The organism is Archangium lansingense (assembly GCF_026626635.1).
Lineage (GTDB): Bacteria > Myxococcota > Myxococcia > Myxococcales > Myxococcaceae > Archangium > Archangium lansingense.
Window position 1 is genome coordinate 11446754 of record NZ_JAPNKA010000001.1, and the last position, 16372, is coordinate 11463125.

Below are 16372 nucleotides of genomic sequence, written 5' to 3' on the forward strand. Positions count from 1 at the left end.
AGCCCTCCCGGAGGCAGGCACCTGTCACCCCCCCGCCGACTCCCGCTTGTCCGCCCGGCTGCCCTGCCAGGAAGTGAACCGCGTCTTCAGGGTTTCACTCCCGGCCCCGACTCGCGAATGATTCGCTCCGGGCCAGGAGGGTCCGGAGGGGACGGAGCGATGACCATGACAATCAATCCAAGGGGTGGTCCAGCCACACCGGGCCTCATCAAGGGGTACGCCCGATGTGCCCGCGCCGTCACCTGTCTGCTGATGCTGGCGCTGGCACCGGGTGCTCGGGCCCAACAGGACCCGGACGACCTGGACATGCCGGCCTCGGAGACGGAGGGCACGGTGGTCACCCCCTCCACCCCGGATGCGGACGCCGTCCCGCCTTGGCAGACCCGGTACGGCGTGAGGCTGGCCGCGGGCGCGCCCGAGGGCGTGGGACTCTCGGCGGTCATCCATCCCCGGCGCTGGCTGCGGGCGCACGTGGGGGCCACGAGGAACACCCTGGGCTTCGGGGCGCGCGGAGGACTGAGCCTCATCCCCCTCGAGCTCATCATCTCGCCCCTGCTGGAGCTGGAGTACGGCTACTACTTCAACGCGGACTACGAGAAGCTGCTGACGCAGTTGCACGGCCAGCCCACCACGCCGGCCACGGGCATCCGCCGGGTGGGCTACCACCAGGTGGCGGGCAGCGTCGGCCTGCAATTCTCCCCCTCGCGCTATGTGACGCTCTTTGGCGGCGTGGGTATCAGCTACTGGTTCATCGAAGTGGCCAATGCGAAGACCTTCATCTCCGAGGCGGAGGATGATCCGGAGATCACCGCCCGGCCGCTCAACCTCGGTCTCTCCAGCCCGGTGGCGAAGCTGGGCCTCCTCGTCTATTTCAACTGACAGGCTCCTCCATGCGTGCCCTTCCCCGCGTCCTCCTGCTGACCGCTACCACGCTGCTCGCTTCCGGCTGCCGGAAGATCGCCGAGACCTTCTTCGTGGTGAAGGCCGAGACCGAGGAGATCTGCAAGACCCGGCGGAGCATCGAGTTCCCCGCCCCCGCCCCGAGCGCGAGCCCGGGGACGCTCGAGTACACCTTCGAGTTCCCGCTGGGGCAGATCGGCACGGACATGCCGGAGGGGCAACTCGAGACAGAGTTCCGGCTGAAGCTGTTCGAGCTCGAAGTCATGGGGGGCGAGGTGGACCTGAGCACGCTCGAGTACGCGAAGGTGTCACTGAGGCGGCCAGGAGCGCAGGAGGTCATCCGGACGCTGCTCGAGTACCAGCAGCCCTCGCAGGCGTTCTCACCCTCGCGGCTGACGCTGCGTGGGGTGGAAGCAGCGAGCGTGGCGCAGCTGGCACGCCAGGACCGGCTGGAGCTGGTTTTCGAGGCCCGGGGCACCCTGCCCACCCATGCGTGGACAGCGGACATCCGGGCCTGTGCCGAGCTCCGCGAAGAGGTGCATTACTTCGAGTTCATCTTCTGACGGATGCGGCCAGGACCTGGGAGATCCACGCCCGGGTTTCATCATCTCCGGGCAGCAGGAAGTCAAAGCGAGCGTCTCGGAGCATCTGCACCAATTGCTGGTCCCGAGCGAATATTTCGGGCACCTGCCAGGGAAACGCGAGCGCGGCAGACCCAAGCTCCTCATACTCGGGCTCTTCAACGAGCGCCTCGAGGTAACGCGAGTAGGTATCAAGAAAGCTGTCGATGTTCGAAGCGAGCGGGAGCGCATAGGGCGCTTCGTGCATGTCGAGCTTCACCACCGGTTGCCATCCCCGCGCATCCGCCAGTCTGGGAACCGTGGCGTAGTAGTAAGCCAACATGTCTTCCTTGCCAAAAACGAGCAGGGAGCCAAAAGGCTCAGCCCAATCGTGCCGCCAGCGCTCGTTCACTCGGGTCATGCCGGATTCTTGTGCGCCCCCGGCCCGCAGAAGGACGAATCCCTCCTCCAGACCAACAAAGCTCACACGCGAATGAAGCGCGGCGAGAAGTGAATCGACGGGAAGGCCGGCCACGCGCTCTCCCGTGACGAGCGCGGCTGAAGTAGGAGGCTCCTGCCGTATGGGTAACCCCGACCTCCGGCACACCTCCATCAAACGCTCCAAGCCTGGGAGTGCCCCATCTGAAGGCATCATCACGAATCCTCTCAACGACTGGGAAAATAGTCGCCCAACCTCCGCCGGGCAGCCTTGACGGCCTCGCCAAGAACAACCATCGAATCACTGGCTGAGTAGGGGACATCATACCAGCGCCCGAAACGCTCATCGATAATGGCCACGACTTCATCCACTTCTGCAGGGGTCGCGTTGGGCCGCCTGCTCCGAAACTCAGCCCAGATACTGTTGATGTGCTGATGAACCTCATCCCCCAGCCCCTTGAGGTTTGCCGCAGCGTTGATGTCCTTCTCCGGAAAGAGGTGGGCATATTCCAGTGGGCGGCGGTGATGTACCTCATAGGAGCCCTTGAGCTTCATCGATTCAGCGAGCCCATCCTGAAACTTCTTGTAGGAGCGACGGGCAGCACCTCGCAGTATTTCCTTCTCTTCCTTGCTCAGGGGGGGAACGAACGAGCCACTCGACGCGATTCATCAGCAGGAGCAATTTGTTCTTCTCAGCACGAGAGAGCGCTTCGGCGCCCTCCATTTGCACCTTCAACCACAAATTATTGAAGACTGCTCTTTCGGCTTTGGGAATCCGGAAGAGCGCTGTGCGGAGCCAACCGGCGGCTTCCGTTCCACCACGCGTCAGCACCCGCGTCACCGTAGGAGAGGCGGCCTCGAAGAGCAGGCCCGCGCCACGCGTGAGCATGCCACCCACGTACCAGAGGGCCAACTCCTCCACCGAGTAGCGCGCCAATAACTCCGCTCCGTCTCGCACCCCCTCGCGCCAACGGCACAATATCTCCTCGTGAAGAGCCCGATACTCAACGGCGAACTCCGGATCCTCGTTGTACGGCGGAGTTGGGGTGAGAATACGCGCCTCGGTGATTTGAACACGCGGGATGGGTTCACCCTTGCGCTGTGTGCCTTCGAGGTCCAGAGACACCGTGCGCTGGCCCACTCCGTGTGTGAAGGGCAGCAGCACACGAGCAAGCCGCTCCACCGCCTCTTGGGAGAGAAACCGAGGACTCCCTTCCCCTTCCAGAACCTGGAACCCGCGGTGTTCCCAATGGATGATTCGATCATCCACCAACATGATCTCTGCCCGCAGCGAGGAAATCCCATCAGGAGGCACGGGCATCAGACGAACCACCCTGGTGGCCACCTCCAGGGCCTTCACCAAGGATTGGGCTGGGGTACCCCGACGACTGACAGGCAGCGTCTTCGCTTCCGGCGGGCGAGTGCTTGCGGAGTTGGCGTCGTAATCCACTGTCCAGTTCGACTCCGCTCGGGTCAATGTCAGCACCACCTCGCCGATGTGTCCGCGCAGGTAGTCAACGAAAACCGGTCGAAGTTGCCGGGTGAGGGGCTCCGCGTTCGCCGGTAGCCCCGCTCGACGGCCTGACTGCTCCTCGTACCTCAGCAGCGTCAACGCGCCATCATGCGCCCAGAAAGTGAAGACCAGACGAGACCCTACCTCCCGCCGCCCTTTGGCCAGGTCCCAAACCAACTCCAGTGCCGCCTCGGCCTCCGCCAGGCGCGCATCCTCTTGAGCGGCTCTTTCTGGACCCGTCAACCTCCCTTCCGGCTCCCAACCCGCGCCACCTATTGCCGCCCCCCAAGTGCCCGTGCACCCCTGAGCCAGCAGCAAGGCAGCCAGCAGCATCCACGTGACCGCTCCTCCATGCATTTCATAGCCATAGCATGCTCTCTGCGGGCGAGGGGTGGCGCGGCGCCGTGGAGAGCAACACCACCGTTTCAGCCTCGGGACCCCACTTGCTCCACCCATTCGCGCGCCCGGGCGCTCGCCTTCATCAGGAAGTCGAAGTGCCCGGCCCGGAGGCTCCGCACCAGCTCCGCGTCCTGAGCGATGGCCTCGGAGGCGCTCCAGGGAAAGGTGCGGAGGGGAGGTGCGTACTCCTCGTCTCCGGTGACCTTCGGCGCGGCCTCCAGGTAGCGCGCGTAGGTGGCGAAGAAGTGGTCAAGGCTTGAAGCGACGGGGACGGCGTAGAGCGCCTCGTAGACGTCGACCCACACCACCGGCTGCAGACCCCGTGCATCCACCAGGGCCGGCACCGTGGCGTAGCAGTAGGCCAGCCGGTCATCCTTGGCGAAGACGAGCAACGAGCCGAACGGCTCCACCCAATCCTTGCGCCAGTGCGCATTCACCCGGTGCAGATCGGGCCGCCGCTCATGGTGCTCGGGGAGGAGGTAGAGCTCGTCACGCACCCAGAGGTAGCCCACGCGCGAATACACAGCCGCCAGTTGGGAATCCATCGGCTGCCCCGCCACGGACGTTTCCACGGGGCTGGCGGACGGAAGCGGTGGCTCCACCTTCAGGGGATGGGCCCGGCTCCGGCACACCTCCAACAGGCGCTCGAATCCGGGCAGCGCGGTCGCGGACTGCATTCCTGGGTCTCCTCTCGGGTGTCTTCTGCGGTCACCCCACTGTAGATGACCGCCGAAGTCATGTCACGAAATGCGCCGTGCCAGGTGCCTCCAGCCATGCGGGCCGAAGGACGCATCCCTTGCGTCCGCCTCAGGCCCGGACGCAGACGCTGCGCGCCGAACAGATTCGCCCCGCCGCCGGTACCTCCCGGCTCAGGAGTGGCCGGAGCCTTGCTAGCGTGAGACCCGAGCACACACGAGGACCGCCATGACCTATGTCGTCGATGACTTCATGACCCGCACTGTGCACACCATCGGAACGCAGAGCCCCTTGGCCGAAGCGCACCGGATCATGAACGAGCACGCCATCCGCCACCTGCCCGTGCTGGAGGGTGGGAAGCTGGTGGGGGTGGTATCCATGAGGGATCTGCACCTCATCGAGACCCTCAAGGGCGTGGACCCGAAGGAAGTCCCGGTCGAGGAGGCCATGGCGCAGGAGGCCTATACGGTGCCACCGGGGACCGCGCTGCTCGAGGTGGCGCGCACCATGGCCATGCACAAGTACGGCTCCGCCGTCGTCGCTCGCGAGGGACGCGTGGAGGGCATCTTCACCACCATCGATGCGATGAAGGCACTGGAGACGCTCCTGACCACACCTCAGACAAAGGCAGCGCCCAAGCCCCAGAAGAAGACCACGCCCCGCAAGCTCGCCAAGAAGAGCGCGCCTCGGAAGGCTGCGGCCCGGAAGGGAGCCCGCGGCGAGGCGAAGCGCCCGGCCGGGAAGAGCGCGGCGAAGCGCCCGGCTCGCAAAGCGGCTCCAGCGCGTAAGCGCAGCGGACGCTGAGCGGTAATCGGGTCAAACACAGTCGCCATCTCGTCGCCGACGCCGCTCATGCCCCGATCTTCGTGCCGTCGATGCCTCGCGGAGTGCGCAGTCCCATCGCGAACCACGCCGCGAACAGCCGCCACATGAACGCCACCGAATGCGTGGCATAGGCGGGCACGTCTCCGGCCGGGGGCGCGCCGTCGGGGCGATCCCGGGCCATCACCCGCATCTCCACCGGCGGCGCGCCGGGGATGCGGTTCCGGTACAGGCTCAGCCAATGGCCTTTGTTGAATTCGAGGAACATCGCCGAATTGCAGCAGGTCGCCACCACCCGCCGCGTCGGCGAATCGGGCTTGAGGCGATATTCCTTGAGTTGCTCCCCACCGCTCGTGCAGCGCACGCGGTCCTTGCGATGGAGCACGAAGCTGGTGCCGCCATCGGCATCGATCACCGGCGCCGCGCCGGGAAGCGCCTCGATCCGCCGGCCCGCTTCGCGGCAGCTCGCGCAATCACATACCGCGGTCAGGATCGGCGCACCCGCCGCCTCGAACACCACCTGGCCGCATGCACACGCGACGAGGTGAGACCTACCTGAATCAACGCTCATATTGCCTCGCCCTCGAGTCAAACCAGACCGTCCAGGTACTGCACTCCCTCCCAGAAACCGCCACTCCAGAGCGGGTGGGCCGAGCGCACCGCTGTCATCCGCCGGTACGACAGGTGGAGCTTTCCAACTGGGGCGCGCACCTTAACGCAGCCTGACGTCGGCCGTCCGCCCCGCCCCTCACCGCCACCACGCGCAGGAACACGAGCCTCTCGATCCCACGCCCGGCGAGCGACGAGGATGGAGAGCCCCTCACCTATACGAGCGTGACGCCCCCCGCCTCCGGGCGTGTCACCGGCCCGGAGACCGCGTTCCTTTATGCGCCCGCCCCCGATTTCGTTGGCGAGGACTCCTTCACCTATTCGGTGGGATGGGCCACGCTCTCTGCGTGGGAGCGCGTGGGCTCGGGAGTGCCCGCATCCCAGAAATCGATTTTCGGCGGGATTTCTTCGTGCCCCTACGGCGCCAGATGGCGCAGCCTGTGTTGAGGGCGTGTTGTCATTTTCTGCTCTAGCTCGTATTCCAGGTCTGGCAGGACATCACCGACGGAGCCATTCCCCCATGTTTCGAGCCCAGATGAAGCGCGCGGCGCTGTCCCTTCTCTCCCTCTCGCTGGCCGTCACCGGCTGTGGTGGTACCGAAGAGGAGCTGGCTCCCGAGCCGCAGGCTGACGGAAGGGCGGAAAGCGCGTTGGCAACGCTCGAGTACCAGGTGACGGTGGTCAACAGTGCTGGTTACGCGCAGAGCGGTCCCAATGCGGAAGGCTACGATTCCAGAGGGTGGGCGTATGGGCAGGCCTGGTGGAAGCAGGGGTCGGACGCATTCCTGGTCGAGGATCAGCAATCCGACGGCCGCAGCCCGGGCGTCTATTGGTGGCTGGACAATGGCAGCCGTCGTGGCCTTTGCCGGCTGACGACGGGGAGCACGACCTTCGGAATCTGCGAGAAGGGCCTCCCGGAGGGGGCGGTCGTCCACATGCGGATGGGCCGTTGCGACGGGGACACCACCGACTGCACGAAGTGGAGCAACTACACGAACGTCGGCGCCATCGTCACCTTCACGAACAACTGAGCTCACGGCAGGGCGAGCAGCCGCGCATGGGTGTCATTGCCGCCCATGCCTTTCACCGATGAGCACCTCGCACAGCCCCGGAGCCATCTAGATTGGCATGAAGACCTTGAAGCCGCTGCGGCCGCCCACGCCCAGGGTGTTGCTCTCCACGAAGTCGCTGTAGGAGCTGCGGCCGTCGCCCGAGGTGATAGCGGTATGGCCGTAGATGCTGCCGAGGCGGGTGGAGGTCTTCTCCCAGGTGAGCACGAGGCCGGGAATCTTCAGCGCTTCGGCAAGCGACAGGTTCACCTGCTTGAACTTGTCCCTCGGCAGGTTGTTGTCGATGTCGTTGCCGTCGCCCCACACCTTGATGCCGTAGGTGCGCTGAAGGGCGCGGCTCACGCCCGTGGCACAGAGGCCCTGGCTCGAGTAGCCACCCATGCTCAACGCCACCGAGCGGGCGTTGTTGGCGAGAGCGGAGCTGCCGCGCACGCCACCGGTGCTGGGGGGGGTCGTGGGCGTGCCGCTCACCGTGATGCCGAGCTTGCTCCAGGTCTTCGGCCCGACGACGCCATCGGCGACCAGGCCCTTCGCGCTCTGGAAGGCCTTCACCGCCGCGGTGGTCTTCGGACCGAACTGGCCATCCGCCGCACCGGCATTGAAGCCGAGCTGATTGAGCCGGTTCTGAAGCGCGGTCACCGGAGCGCCACTGTGGCCCTGCTTGAGCGTGGGGCCGCTACCGCCCGGAGCCGAAGGAGCCGGCGCTGCCGCGCCATTCAGCTTGGCCCAGGTCTTCGGCCCGACGACGCCGTCGGCGACGAGGCCCTTCGCGCTCTGGAAGGCCTTCACCGCCGCGGCCGTCTTCGGACCGAACTGGCCGTCCGCCGCGCCCGGGTTGAAGCCGTGCTGGGCGAGGAGCTTCTGCAGGTTGGTGACGGAGGCGCCCGTCGCCCCCTGCTTGAGCGTGGGGGTCGCGCCGCCTGCGGGAGCCGCGGTCAGCTTGGCCCAGGTCTTCGGCCCGACAATGCCGTCGGCGACGAGGCCCCTCGCGCTCTGGAAGGCCTTCACCGCCGCGGCCGTCTTCGGACCGAACTGGCCGTCGACCGCGCCCGGCGAAAAGCCCGCGTTGGCCAGCGCCTGCTGAAGGGTCTTCACCGAAGCGCCGGACGCGCCGAGCTTCAAGGTGGGCTTCGAAGGCGAGCTGGCTGCGGTGAGGGTGCTGCGTGGGGCGGCAGAGACACGCATTTCGAAAACCTCGTAAAATGAGACCGTTGGAAGGTTATCGCCCTCAGGGGACCGCAAGTTGCGTCCCATCTTCGCCACAGCAGTAATTCCGGTGGGTTGCGACGCATCAAGGGAGGCGTTCCGCCGCCCTCCGGCACCTGGCACCCGGTGAGCGGGGGGAGTGGAGGCGGCGGGAATCGAACCCGTGAACAAGGCGATAGAAAACCCTAAGCAGGACGCGCTGTTACCCGCTATCGCCTTGATTCTCCTCGGGTTCGTCATCCCGTCCCGTCCCACCCCGTGCCCTCGTGTTCCGCCCCTTTCCCCGCTGGAGGGGCACACTGGGGGCACATTCAGCCCAACCAGGTCAAGCCGCTCTCGGACGCGAGCGGCCAGGGATCCCCGGTCTCCCAGGGCCCACGAGAAGCCCGTGGGAGGCGGACGGTAGCGTGTGCCCTGGCGAGGTGTGGCTGGGGAGGGGCAGGTGAAGGAGCGCGGGGGGGAATACCGGCGGAGGCCGCCGGAGGGGACGGTGCTGTACGAGGCGGTGAGGGACAACCTCGCCACACTGCTGGCGGAGACGAGCGAGGTTGGGCGCGACTGCCCCGGTACGTGGAGCGGGACTTCGCTAGGTACCGGGAATGCGGAGTGCTGGCGCACGGCTTCACAGCGCCAACAAGCCCAGGCTCCTGCCCGCGCGCCTCATGGGAGGGCGGTCTGGGCAGGCGTGTCCCACAAGGGGCTGCGCGACCTCTCCACCGACCGGGCGCACTGCTCCGGCGGCCCCTGTCAGCGGCCCTCCTCGGCCCCTCCGCTCCAGCCCTCACCTCAACACGACTTCTCTTCCACCTATGCGCAGAAGCATCGTATCGGTGTGGCCACCTCCGAGCAGGCAGAGCCACCCACAGGGCGCCGAGAAGAGCGGCATCCATCTTCGCAGTGCGGGCAACTTGCAGTTGGGACTGTATCTGGTGCTGGAGCGTCAGTAGGCTGGAGTCATGACCAGTCCAGTACGTGTGCTCCTTGTAGGGCTGACCTTCGACGGGAAGCCTCCTGACGGCGTGATGATCGAAACGAAGGGGCTCGGGCACCCTAGTGTGATCGGTGAACAGGCCGCCGCACCGCTGTACGACTACGATGTGATTATCATCAACCCCCAAAGCTATTCACATTTCATGTTCGGAGGACCAACCGAACACTCCAGTAAGCCCGACGAGCTGATTCGGCTAAAGCATGTAGATCCAGGCAAGGACATTGATGACGTGTTCCATCGAGTGGAACGCGAGCGTGAGCTGGAGGGGGCTCTTAGCGAAGGCACTCGGGTGATCTTTGTGGCCGCGCCTCCCAAGTTGGAATCGTTCTTCGGCAAGCGCTCAAGCCACCTGGGCTATCTGCACGAAGGCCTCAGGCAGTTTTTTAAGCTCGCGGACCTTGAGCAGAAACAGTCACGAAAGGTGCGCTCTGTGGGGACCGCTCCGGACTTGGCCGACTATTTTGATGCGCTTCGAGCGGATGGGTGGACCTTGACATGGCGCCATCACGGAAAAGCGTCCGAACAGCGACTGCTGGAGGCTCCAGATGGCGGCGTCCTCGGCAGCGTCCTTGAGTTGGACGGAAGTCGTGTCTGGCTGGTGACGCCGCCGCCGACACCTGCCGCTGTCAACGCCTTGGTACGAAGCGCCCTCAAGATGCAGAAGGGGCAAACCGAGGTGGTGGAGTACCGCGGCATCTTTTTGGCGCATTCCAGTGAGGACAAGCCCTTCGTTCGGAGATTGCGCGAATCCTTGATGGCACGAGGCGTCAAGCAGGTTTGGGTGGATGAGTTCGAGATTCAGATTGGTGACTCCCTGATCAAGAAGATTCAGGAGGGCATTACGAAGTCTGAGTTCGTCGGCGTTGTTCTGTCTCCTCATTCGGTGGCATCGAAGTGGGTAGAGAGGGAACTGGAGTCGGCAATGGCAATGGAGGTGGAGTCGCGTTCGGTGAAGGTGCTCCCTCTGCTGATTCAAAAGTGTGAGCTTCCTCCATTCCTGATGCCCAAGCTTTACGCTGACTTCACCGACGAGGCGAAGTACACGACCTCGGTGGAGAAACTCCTCAGGCGGCTGGAGGTCAGCCCCGCTGGTGGGGGCGCCTCATAAGTTTGTGTTCGAGTATTTCGCTGCCTATGGAAGTGGGCGGCTGCTATGCCTCGCTGGATGAAGGTCCCAGGGGGGCCTCGCCCCCTCCGCTCTCGTCCTCGTCTTCAATAGGCCTTCTATCCTTCTATGCTTAACCACTGGAGGAGCACATTGGGGGTACATAGCGGGCCGTGCTCAGGGCCCCTTCGCTTTGCCCTCGGGGAACGTGACGTTCCCAAGGGTTACGGTGCGCGGCCCGGTTGCCTCCCACAGCTTGAGGGTGCAGGGGCAGCCGAGCTGCGCGCGCTCCCCCTCGATGCCCACCACGACGGCACCGGCCCCATTCGCGGGAATAGGCGCCTCTTGCCACCGGGCAAGCTCCACCTCTTCCCCCGCCTTGTCCACCAGCGCCGCCCCCGCGAGCGTCCAGGGCTCGGCACCGGGGTTCTTGAGGGCCAGTCGCGCAGCCACGCTCACCGGGCGGGTCTCGTCGCTGAGCGTGTAGCTGAAGCTCTTCGTCGCTTCCAACCCGAGCGCGTTTCCCGGCTGCTCTCTCACCGACCCGAAAAGCGGTTGCGATGTGAGGGTCCCGGCCCGCTCCAGCCACGCGGCCCCCATGAGTCCGCCCGGCTCCTGACGCTCGGCCAGAAGCCGCGCTTTGTCCTCCTGGCACTGGCGCGCTTCGGCCTGTGCCTCGTCACGCTCTTTCTTGAGCACGTCGGGCGGGCGCGGCTGCCGGAACACCTCCACCCGGCGCGTCCCTCTTGACGCATGACCCACAAGCCAAAAGCTCGCGCTCGCCGGTGCCGCGCCATCCGCGAAGCGCACCGTCACCTTTACCCGCTCCCCCGGCAGGTAGTCCGTCTTTGGAGTGGCGTAGAGACTCAGCCCGTCATGCCCGAGTGCCCAATGCGCGAGGCGTTCCCCTGGCTGAAACTCCACCGCCCCCACAGCGACGCGGGAGTCAAAGACGAAGGTCGTCGTCTCGTCCGCGCTAGCGCACACGTCGGGAGCCCCCTCCGGAGAGCCCATCGCCAAGTCAAAGCGAGCCGTTGAGACGCAGGGGGGAACGGGGGGCGGTTCTGCGGCTTGCGCAGCACCAGCGAGCAGGGCGGCCAGCAGGACGGCACTGGGCGAAGGGGGCAGCATGGGATCTCAGCCTCAGAGCGGGGCAAGCCTAGAACCGGGTCGGCCAGTGGAGTTGAAAGCGCGGGTATACCTTGGCATTGCCGGGCTTGCTTCCGGGGTCGAGGCAGACGCCCAAGCCAGAGCCGCAAACGTAATTCTTGCCGCGTTCGTCCACAAAGGGCGCCTGGGTATCCAGGCCAATGACCAGACACACGGGCACAGTCCCCGCGCCGGGGATCTGCGCCTGGGTGAAGGTGCCGAATAGGCGCTCCTCCCCAAGCTGCAACGTGCCAAGAAGCAGCGTGTTCTCGGGCAACCCATCCACGCTCTCCACTCGGAGGGTAGCGGGACCGTCTTTGACCCTGGCCACCTCCCCGGGCTCGTGCTTGTACCCCTTCAACGTGGCAAGCCCCCGTGACTTGACGTGAAGCCTCTCGTGGGTCTCCTGCCAACCCTCGGGGCAGGAAACTGCGGGGGGCTCGGGGCGCACCTGGGAAGCGGGCGCGGTGCATCCCCCATCGAGCAGCGCACAGACCGCCACGGCTGCGGGCTTCACCGGCAAGCGGAACCCTGCACCTTGCCTCTGCGTTTTCGGCGTTTCGTTCTTGGGCGTCTGAGCGGACGTGCGAAGCATGGCGTTAGCGGTAGACGCGGGAAGTTGAGCCCCAACGGGTGTCGCGTCTCCTCCGGGGAGAGATTCCAGCGCCTTTGCATCGGGCGCCACTTCACGACCGCGCACGCCTGCATCGGTAGCGTGATGGCTCGGGGACGTGGGCGGTAGCGGCAGCTCTGGCCCTGCCTCGCTGATGCGGCCCAAAGAGCTAGGTTCCCCCAGGTTCGCGCCCACGGACAGGACAACGACGGCCACCAGCAGCACGGCCCCAGCGAGCCCCAGGCGCCACGCGGCGCGACGGAGCTGGGGAGCGGCGGCGGCGGGCTCGAGTTCGCGAGCTGGCGGCACTGGGGCGCTCTTAACGGGCAGCTCGTGCTCTGCCGGGGTGGGGGCCACACCGGGCGCATCCACCGTGGGGATCTCGTCCGGGTTTGCGGCTGCTGCCGGAACCTTTGGGGCTGCCATCTGCTCGGGCAGGAAGAACACCCGGTCCCTTTTCGGCAGAGGCCGCCCGCGCCGGGGGCGCCGCTTCACCGCCCTTAGAAACGCGCGCCGCTGCTCGCTCGCCTCCTGCCGTTCCGGGTCCTCGACTGTGGTTGTGAGCTGCGGATCGTCCGGGTCCCCGAGCGGCGGATCCCAGGTGGCGTCGTTCTCAGCGTTGGACAAGGACTCATTCAAAGCCGCGCACAGCGTCGCAACCACCGGGAAACGATCCTCCGGTCGCTCAGCAAGCATCCTCATGCACAGCAGCGAGGCTGCCAGCGGCACTCGGGGGTTCACGACGTGCGGCGCTTCGGGCCGATGGCTCAAGATGCGCTCGCGCAGCCCATCCAGCCCCCCCGGATCCGTCCGCTCGCCAAAGGGAAACACATCCGTAAGCAGCCAGTAATAAGTCACCCCCAACGCCCACATCTCGTCGGTCGGCCCGTACTCGTATTGACCCGCGCCGTCCGGGTTGGCGCGCTGGAACCGGATCTGCTCAGGGGATCGGAACTCCTCTGTCCCCGGTGGGAGCTGCGAGCCGGTGACAGTCGGGGCACTGGCAAGAGAACCAATTCCGAAATCAATCAAGATCGGCCTCTCGCTCCCTTCCCGAATGAGAATGTTCTCAGGCTTCACGTCACGGTGAAACACGCCCGCCGCGTGTACCTCCCCAAGCGTCAACGCCGCGTCCAGGACGATGCGCGTAGCCTTCCGCGCCGATGGGTTTTGGTTGTAGGCAAACGCAAAAAGCGTGTCGCCCGGCACGAATTCCATCACGATATAGGGATGGCCGATAACTGGGTCGGGCCAGAAGTCCGAGCCCACGTAGCGGACGACGCCGGGGTTCTCCAAGTGAATGAGAATGCCGATCTCACGCTTGCCCCTTCCGTCCAGCGTGGAGACCAAGAGGAGCTTCAACGCAAAAAAGCGGCCCCCGCGCTCGACCTTGTAGACGATCCCGAGGCCCCCCGCGCCCAAAAGCCCCACGATCTTGTAGTCCCCGATCATCTCGTCGATGTCCGGGTGCCTGAGTGTCAGTCCCACGCTCTACCTCACCTCCTAGATGGGGGAGCGTAGCATAACCGCAGGGATACGGCTCAGACAGCGGGACCGGGGCGGTAGGTGGACCCCTCCAAGGTGGCGACCGCTCCAAGTCGGTCGCTCCACCCGCCGCCCCAGTCCCTAATCAGAGACGGTTCTCTATTCCTCACGCATCGGCGCAGCGTCGAGGACCAGCAGCAGCTCGCGCCCGATGGCCACCTTGTACTCGGGCCACGTCCGCAGGAGCCCTACGACCCTTCGCGTCTCGGGTGACAGGTCGTTACCCGATGACGGCACCTCGCGCGGGCTCATATCCAGCAGCACAGCAGGCGACACACCCAACGCAGCCGCGAGCCGTCGGAGTGCCGGAACGCTAGGCATCATTCCGCCGCGCTCGATTCGTCCGTAGACCTGCGCGCTCATGCCAGCCTTTTGCGCCACTTGGGCCTGAGTGAGCCCGAGCCCCTCGCGTGCGGTTCGGGCAGCCTCTCCGATCGTCTTTTGCAGAAGGTCATCTTCCATAGGGCATCTCTATCAGGTCGCCGCCGCTTGTGCCTTGCGTCGGGACCCCTGCCGCCGCCGCTTATGCGTCACGAGTACAGCAGCCATGCGTGTGAAGGTGGCAAGCTGGAGCTTATCCATTGTCCGCAACGTGCGGCGGAGCCGCCGAAACTCTCGCGGCATGGGGTCGGGCGTTGGTTCGGTTATCTCGGGTGTCGTCGCCTTCCTCTCACCAGCGAGCCCGATCAACGTGTCGACAGAAGTCCCGAGCGCCTTGCTGAGCTTTATAAGCGTCGGGGTGCTCGGGCGAAGGTCGCCTCGCTCCCACCGCCCATAGACTTCCGTCGCAACGCCGACGCGCTCGGCTGCTTCCTCCTGCGACAGTCTTAACGTTATTCGAGCCTTGCGCGCCGCGCTTCCAATCTGGACGCTCAGCGGGTCCTTCTCGGGCGACCGTGTGACAGGCTTTTGATTCATTGGCGCTAGTCTCCCTGCTCGTCCGGCGACAGCGCCGTTCGCTCGATGGGGTTTGCCGTCAGCCGCTTGACCCTCGCGGCAGCCTCGAAAATCGCCTTCAGCTCTGCCGCGATCTCTTCCGCGACGACTGGCGGCTCCACGCCCCCCAAATAGACGAGCAGCTCTTCGCGCATTTCGGCGGCCCCGTAGCGCGCGGAGGTCTCCGATTGAAGCGCACGCCGGACAATGGACCGCAAGGGACCAGGTGCGAACTCAAGCCGACGCTCAGCTTCCGCAGGGTCGAAGCGCAGCAGCCGGTAAGCCAACACGTCTAGACTTAACTGCGCGCTTCGCTCGGCTCGCAAACGAGACGCGAACCCCGTCGGAGTACTTTGTACAGGCGCATCACTCGGATCGAGAGGGTATTCAGCCAGCAGCATTTCCAGCAGCACGAGCCCGAGAGAGAAAACGTCCGCTCTGCCGTCAATGGCTCCCGCGATTAGCGGGTCGACCCGGCGCCCGGTGAACTCCATCGCAGCGCGCAGTATTTCGGGCGCACAGTAGGCGGGATCGCCTCGCAAGAGTCCGGGCGGCGTCTGTAGGCGGTTGCGCAGCTCGGAGTATGCCGCGCCGAAATTCACGAGCTTGACGCGACCATCAAACCCGAGACGGATCCGCATGGGCCCCACGGCACGGTGGATGATGTGCAGCGGTTGGCCCGCGCTGTCACTGCGCGCATGTGCATAAGCAAGCGCGCCCGCCACTTCCGCCGCGACATAGGCAGCGAAGGGGGGCGACAACGTGCGCCCCACCAGCAAAGCGAAGTCCATCGCGGTCAGGAGATAGCAGCCGCGCATGTGCTCCGTGACGACATAGGGAACATCGGCATGCACCGCGAAGCCGTAAACCTTGGCGATGCCCGGATGCTCCAGGTGCGACGCGAGCTGCACCTCTTCCCATGCCCGCTCGCTCCGCTCGTAGTCCGACGGCAACTGCATAGGCTTTAGAATGACTTGCGAGCGAGCCCCGCCGCTAAGGGGCTGTCTCCAAGCGAGAAGAAGCTTGTCGTAATCCCGGTGATCAACCTGGGTGCCGTAAACCTCGTAATGGAAGCCCTCGAAATCGAAGCGAAGGCGCGGGCCGGAGCTGTCAGTCATAGTGCGTTCTCACGAAGCCCTACAGCTTGTCGAGACTGGGACGGTCTGCACGCCGCCAGCTCTCGCCGTCGCCGCGCGTGTAGAACTCGCCCATTTCAAACTCACCCGCGCCCGCCCCGTCGTCGCGCACCGCCACCGGGCCAACACACTGCGCGGGCTCGCCGGTGAGCGCTGCCGCGAGGAATCCATCCTGACGGAGAAGGAAAAGGCTCCGGTACTCTTGAACCATCCGGCTCAGATCCCAGCGCGACAGCCCTTGTCCGTGCCGCTCGACGTAGCGCAGCAGTTCGTCGGCAACGCACCGGGGCGCGTAGTGCTGGGGGAGGTAGGGCAGGATCGCGAAGTAGCGCCGCAGCCGCTCGGCCTGCACAGGCGACACGCTGCGCCCCTGGGGGATGGCTTCAACGGGTAGCCCGGCCCCCAGCAGCAGCGCGCCGAACTCGTCCAGGCCCGCGAGCGCGTCACGGGTAGCGGCGAGCGCATCCGAGGGAGGACGGCTGGCACACGCGACCGGGCCGGACGCAAGCAACGCCAGCACTGCAAGCAAGCTCAGCGGGGCATGAACCGAAAGGCAGGCAACACGAATCCACTTCCGAAGCGAACGCGGCTCGCTCGGCACGGGGCACCTCCAGTGCGGTAGCTAGTAAGACTGCGAAGCGCCCGAATAGGTAACACAGTCATGTGAACAGGGGAAGCCCCGGAC

17 protein-coding genes and 1 pseudogene are annotated in these 16372 nt (G+C 65.5%); 6 read left to right on the forward strand and 12 right to left on the reverse strand.

Features of this window, described 5'->3' with window-relative positions; genetic code table 11:
- The first annotated feature begins 165 nt into the window (after window positions 1–165).
- Both OV287_RS45775 and OV287_RS45780 read left to right on the forward strand, forming a co-directional pair.
- Window positions 166–879, forward strand: coding sequence for an autotransporter outer membrane beta-barrel domain-containing protein (locus tag OV287_RS45775; protein WP_267540372.1), 714 nt, complete (start codon window positions 166–168; stop codon window positions 877–879).
- Between the two features lie 11 nt (window positions 880–890).
- Entirely contained in the window at window positions 891–1463 is a 573-nt protein-coding gene (locus tag OV287_RS45780) for a hypothetical protein (protein ID WP_267540373.1), read from the forward strand.
- Here OV287_RS45780 and OV287_RS45785 read toward each other — a convergent pair.
- The 4 genes from OV287_RS45785 to OV287_RS45800 form a co-directional block, all read right to left on the reverse strand.
- Entirely contained in the window at window positions 1453–1995 is a 543-nt protein-coding gene (locus OV287_RS45785) for a hypothetical protein (protein WP_267540374.1), read from the reverse strand. The genes OV287_RS45780 and OV287_RS45785 overlap by 11 nt on opposite strands.
- Before the next feature lie 131 nt (window positions 1996–2126).
- The gene (locus OV287_RS45790; protein ID WP_267540375.1) at window positions 2127–2453 is read right to left on the reverse strand and encodes a hypothetical protein; all 327 of its coding nucleotides are present in this window, start codon (window positions 2451–2453) and stop codon (window positions 2127–2129) included.
- Between the two features lie 4 nt (window positions 2454–2457).
- Window positions 2458–3654 (reverse strand): hypothetical protein, encoded by a 1197-nt coding sequence (locus OV287_RS45795; RefSeq protein ID WP_267540376.1) that lies wholly within the window; start codon window positions 3652–3654, stop codon window positions 2458–2460.
- A 182-nt stretch (window positions 3655–3836) separates the two neighbouring features.
- Complete coding sequence (locus OV287_RS45800; protein ID WP_267540377.1) at window positions 3837–4487, reverse strand: hypothetical protein; 651 nt, start codon at window positions 4485–4487, stop codon at window positions 3837–3839.
- A 247-nt stretch (window positions 4488–4734) separates the two neighbouring features.
- On the opposite strand from OV287_RS45800, the gene OV287_RS45805 reads away from it, so the two are divergent.
- Window positions 4735–5310 (forward strand): CBS domain-containing protein, encoded by a 576-nt coding sequence (locus tag OV287_RS45805; RefSeq protein ID WP_267540378.1) that lies wholly within the window; start codon window positions 4735–4737, stop codon window positions 5308–5310.
- Between the two features lie 46 nt (window positions 5311–5356).
- Here the strand turns inward: OV287_RS45805 and OV287_RS45810 are convergent, their stop codons facing one another.
- Complete coding sequence (locus OV287_RS45810; RefSeq protein ID WP_267540379.1) at window positions 5357–5899, reverse strand: GFA family protein; 543 nt, start codon at window positions 5897–5899, stop codon at window positions 5357–5359.
- A gap of 188 nt (window positions 5900–6087) precedes the next feature.
- Here OV287_RS45810 and OV287_RS56625 point away from each other — a divergent pair.
- Both OV287_RS56625 and OV287_RS45815 read left to right on the forward strand, forming a co-directional pair.
- A pseudogene (locus tag OV287_RS56625) lies at window positions 6088–6384 on the forward strand (Ig-like domain-containing protein); the annotation flags it as partial.
- A gap of 73 nt (window positions 6385–6457) precedes the next feature.
- Window positions 6458–6967, forward strand: coding sequence for a hypothetical protein (locus OV287_RS45815; protein WP_267540380.1), 510 nt, complete (start codon window positions 6458–6460; stop codon window positions 6965–6967).
- An 87-nt stretch (window positions 6968–7054) separates the two neighbouring features.
- Here OV287_RS45815 and OV287_RS56290 read toward each other — a convergent pair whose 3' ends face one another.
- Complete coding sequence (locus tag OV287_RS56290; protein ID WP_308809794.1) at window positions 7055–8191, reverse strand: peptidoglycan-binding domain-containing protein; 1137 nt, start codon at window positions 8189–8191, stop codon at window positions 7055–7057.
- A gap of 977 nt (window positions 8192–9168) precedes the next feature.
- Here OV287_RS56290 and OV287_RS45835 point away from each other — a divergent pair.
- Window positions 9169–10311: a toll/interleukin-1 receptor domain-containing protein gene (locus tag OV287_RS45835; protein ID WP_267540381.1), complete on the forward strand. Its 1143-nt coding sequence runs from the start codon at window positions 9169–9171 to the stop codon at window positions 10309–10311.
- A gap of 174 nt (window positions 10312–10485) precedes the next feature.
- On the opposite strand, the gene OV287_RS45840 is transcribed toward OV287_RS45835, so the two are convergent.
- The 6 genes from OV287_RS45840 to OV287_RS45865 all read right to left on the reverse strand — a co-directional run bounded on the left by OV287_RS45840 (window position 10486) and on the right by OV287_RS45865 (window position 16288).
- On the reverse strand, window positions 10486–11439 hold the full coding sequence (locus OV287_RS45840) for a DUF2381 family protein (protein ID WP_267540382.1): 954 nt from the start codon (window positions 11437–11439) through the stop codon (window positions 10486–10488).
- Between the two features lie 28 nt (window positions 11440–11467).
- The gene (locus tag OV287_RS45845) at window positions 11468–13558 is read right to left on the reverse strand and encodes a serine/threonine protein kinase (RefSeq protein ID WP_267540383.1); all 2091 of its coding nucleotides are present in this window, start codon (window positions 13556–13558) and stop codon (window positions 11468–11470) included.
- 156 nt (window positions 13559–13714) lie between these two features.
- Entirely contained in the window at window positions 13715–14077 is a 363-nt protein-coding gene (locus OV287_RS45850; RefSeq protein WP_267540384.1) for a helix-turn-helix domain-containing protein, read from the reverse strand.
- A gap of 12 nt (window positions 14078–14089) precedes the next feature.
- Complete coding sequence (locus tag OV287_RS45855) at window positions 14090–14533, reverse strand: helix-turn-helix domain-containing protein (protein ID WP_267540385.1); 444 nt, start codon at window positions 14531–14533, stop codon at window positions 14090–14092.
- A 5-nt stretch (window positions 14534–14538) separates the two neighbouring features.
- Window positions 14539–15669 (reverse strand): serine/threonine protein kinase, encoded by a 1131-nt coding sequence (locus tag OV287_RS45860; protein ID WP_267540386.1) that lies wholly within the window; start codon window positions 15667–15669, stop codon window positions 14539–14541.
- Window positions 15670–15688: 19 nt separating this feature from the next.
- Window positions 15689–16288, reverse strand: coding sequence for a hypothetical protein (locus tag OV287_RS45865; RefSeq protein WP_267540387.1), 600 nt, complete (start codon window positions 16286–16288; stop codon window positions 15689–15691).
- Between the last annotated feature and the right edge of the window lie 84 nt (window positions 16289–16372).

Bases quoted from the DNA above. Each gene is read 5' to 3' on its own strand.
- OV287_RS45775 (WP_267540372.1), top strand. From the start codon at position 166: ATGACAATCAATCCAAGGGGTGGTCCAGCCACACCGGGCCTCATCAAG.
- OV287_RS45780 (WP_267540373.1), top strand. From the start codon at position 891: ATGCGTGCCCTTCCCCGCGTCCTCCTGCTGACCGCTACCACGCTGCTC.
- OV287_RS45790 (WP_267540375.1), bottom strand. From the start codon at position 2,453: ATGAAGCTCAAGGGCTCCTATGAGGTACATCACCGCCGCCCACTGGAA.
- OV287_RS45800 (WP_267540377.1), bottom strand. From the start codon at position 4,487: ATGCAGTCCGCGACCGCGCTGCCCGGATTCGAGCGCCTGTTGGAGGTG.
- OV287_RS45805 (WP_267540378.1), top strand. From the start codon at position 4,735: ATGACCTATGTCGTCGATGACTTCATGACCCGCACTGTGCACACCATC.
- OV287_RS45810 (WP_267540379.1), bottom strand. From the start codon at position 5,899: ATGAGCGTTGATTCAGGTAGGTCTCACCTCGTCGCGTGTGCATGCGGC.
- OV287_RS45815 (WP_267540380.1), top strand. From the start codon at position 6,458: ATGTTTCGAGCCCAGATGAAGCGCGCGGCGCTGTCCCTTCTCTCCCTC.
- OV287_RS56290 (WP_308809794.1), bottom strand. From the start codon at position 8,191: ATGCGTGTCTCTGCCGCCCCACGCAGCACCCTCACCGCAGCCAGCTCG.
- OV287_RS45835 (WP_267540381.1), top strand. From the start codon at position 9,169: ATGACCAGTCCAGTACGTGTGCTCCTTGTAGGGCTGACCTTCGACGGG.
- OV287_RS45840 (WP_267540382.1), bottom strand. From the start codon at position 11,439: ATGCTGCCCCCTTCGCCCAGTGCCGTCCTGCTGGCCGCCCTGCTCGCT.
- OV287_RS45850 (WP_267540384.1), bottom strand. From the start codon at position 14,077: ATGGAAGATGACCTTCTGCAAAAGACGATCGGAGAGGCTGCCCGAACC.
- OV287_RS45855 (WP_267540385.1), bottom strand. From the start codon at position 14,533: ATGAATCAAAAGCCTGTCACACGGTCGCCCGAGAAGGACCCGCTGAGC.
- OV287_RS45860 (WP_267540386.1), bottom strand. From the start codon at position 15,669: ATGACTGACAGCTCCGGCCCGCGCCTTCGCTTCGATTTCGAGGGCTTC.